We start from the raw sequence: 1,659 nt of genomic DNA on the forward strand, positions 1-1,659 counted from the left end.
TAAAGACGAGTTGTAAAGATTTTTCCATGGGTGATTGCTCCTTTGTGTCATAATGATTATTTAAGTTAAATGCTTATTGTGAGAATTTAGGGTAGCAGAGAGGCTCCCCTAGGGGGGACAAGGTGAATTGCCCGCAGGGCAAGAGAGGGCGCCCTGGGGCGGCTGTGAAGTGGTAAACTTATTTTAGACACAGAGGGGGTATTTTTTGTACAGATAATATATAATGGAATACACCAATATATATATCACTGAACAAAGAATACTTCAGTCTAAACAGGAGGTTTACCATGAAATACACTAAACAAGAAAAATTAGACATTGGTCGACGAATATATGACAGTGAGATTACTCGCTATCAAGCTGCAGAGTTATATAAAATTTGCGAAGGTACAGCACGCACTTATATGCGTATGTACAGAGATGCAAATAACCTGCCTGCAAAAAATTGTAAACAACAAAAATGTAATATAATACGTCCCGATTCCCCAGCACTTTCTGCAAATACGGATGACTTTCAATCCATGACCAAGGAAGAATTAATTCGTGAATTGCTTAAAGCAAGAATTGCAGAAGCCAGATTAAAAAAAGGCTATGCGGTGAAAGGGGATGGTACAGTAATTCTATACGGCAAGAAGAATACCAAGTAGTATTAGAGCTTTCCGGAGAATTTCCAGTAAAACTTATATGCGAAACCATGAATATCCAGCGCAGTAGTTTCTATGCTTGGAAAAAGAAGCTTGCGCATCCTTCTACAAGAATGAAGAGCCTGCTTAGCAATATTTTACTTTTTAAAGAGTACCATGCTAAGTTTCCTTCTCATGGGTATCGTTGGCTTAACGCTAAGATTCGTTTGGATACTGGTCTTGTACTTTCAGATGCATATGCACATAAGTGCTGTAAAATCACTGGCATTAAGAGTCAAGCCAAGCATTATAAATACAAAAAGCCAGGAGATTCATACCGTGTTTTTCCTAATCTGCTTATGACAGAAATACAGATTGACGGACCACTGCAATGTATTGTAAGCGATATGACTGCTTTTTATGTAAAAGGGATCTATTATGAGCTAACATTGTATATGGATCTTTGGAATAATGAAATTGTAAGCCATTCTCTATCTTCCAAACGTGGTGACCGTATGACATATATTAGCGGTCTGGAGGATTTAATTGCTTTAAAGAAGCAGTATCCGGAATATGAAATGATCTTGCATTCAGACCAAGGATCTGTTTACACATCTAAGGCATTTAACGACTTGTTGCCAATGTATAGCATTACTCATTCCATGTCTCGTGCCGGAACACCTACCGACAATGCAGCAATGGAAGCGATTAATGGTTGGATAAAGGCAGAAATGTTTACCGATTTTCATGTAACAGGCGAAAGGCCTGTTGTAGATGAAGTAAAAGAATATATTCACTTCTTTAATGAACAGCGTCCAGCTTATTCGTTAAACTATCTGACGCCAACTCAATATCGCAAGTTGCATTACGAACGGATATCTGACTAACAGATAATTTTTTGTTGTATATTTTTTTATGATTTGTGTCTAAAATTTGTTGACTAGTGCAGCTGTCACCCGATAGGGTGACTGAGAGGGGACTGAAAGCAATGTTGCTTTAGGCAGAACCCCTCTCCGCCTCGACAAGCTCGGCACCT

The 1,659-nt window shown here is 38.8% G+C and carries 2 protein-coding genes; both read left to right on the plus strand.

Translation table 11 applies throughout. The features are described from left to right. The first annotated feature begins 287 nt into the window (after positions 1-287). Complete coding sequence (locus HMPREF9443_RS09315) at positions 288-647, plus strand: hypothetical protein (RefSeq protein WP_009145279.1); 360 nt, start codon at positions 288-290, stop codon at positions 645-647. Further along, on the plus strand, positions 623-1,510 hold the full coding sequence (locus HMPREF9443_RS09320) for an IS3 family transposase (protein ID WP_040565032.1): 888 nt from the start codon (positions 623-625) through the stop codon (positions 1,508-1,510). Before HMPREF9443_RS09315 ends, HMPREF9443_RS09320 begins: the two co-directional genes overlap by 25 nt. Positions 1,511-1,659 lie beyond the last annotated feature (149 nt).

Origin of the sequence: Phascolarctobacterium succinatutens YIT 12067 (assembly GCF_000188175.1) — a bacterium.
In the GTDB taxonomy this organism is placed as follows: domain Bacteria; phylum Bacillota; class Negativicutes; order Acidaminococcales; family Acidaminococcaceae; genus Phascolarctobacterium_A; species Phascolarctobacterium_A succinatutens.

Excerpts from the sequence above, each read along its gene's own strand:
- HMPREF9443_RS09315 (WP_009145279.1), top strand. The coding sequence starts at position 288 with ATGAAATACACTAAACAAGAAAAATTAGACATTGGTCGACGAATATAT.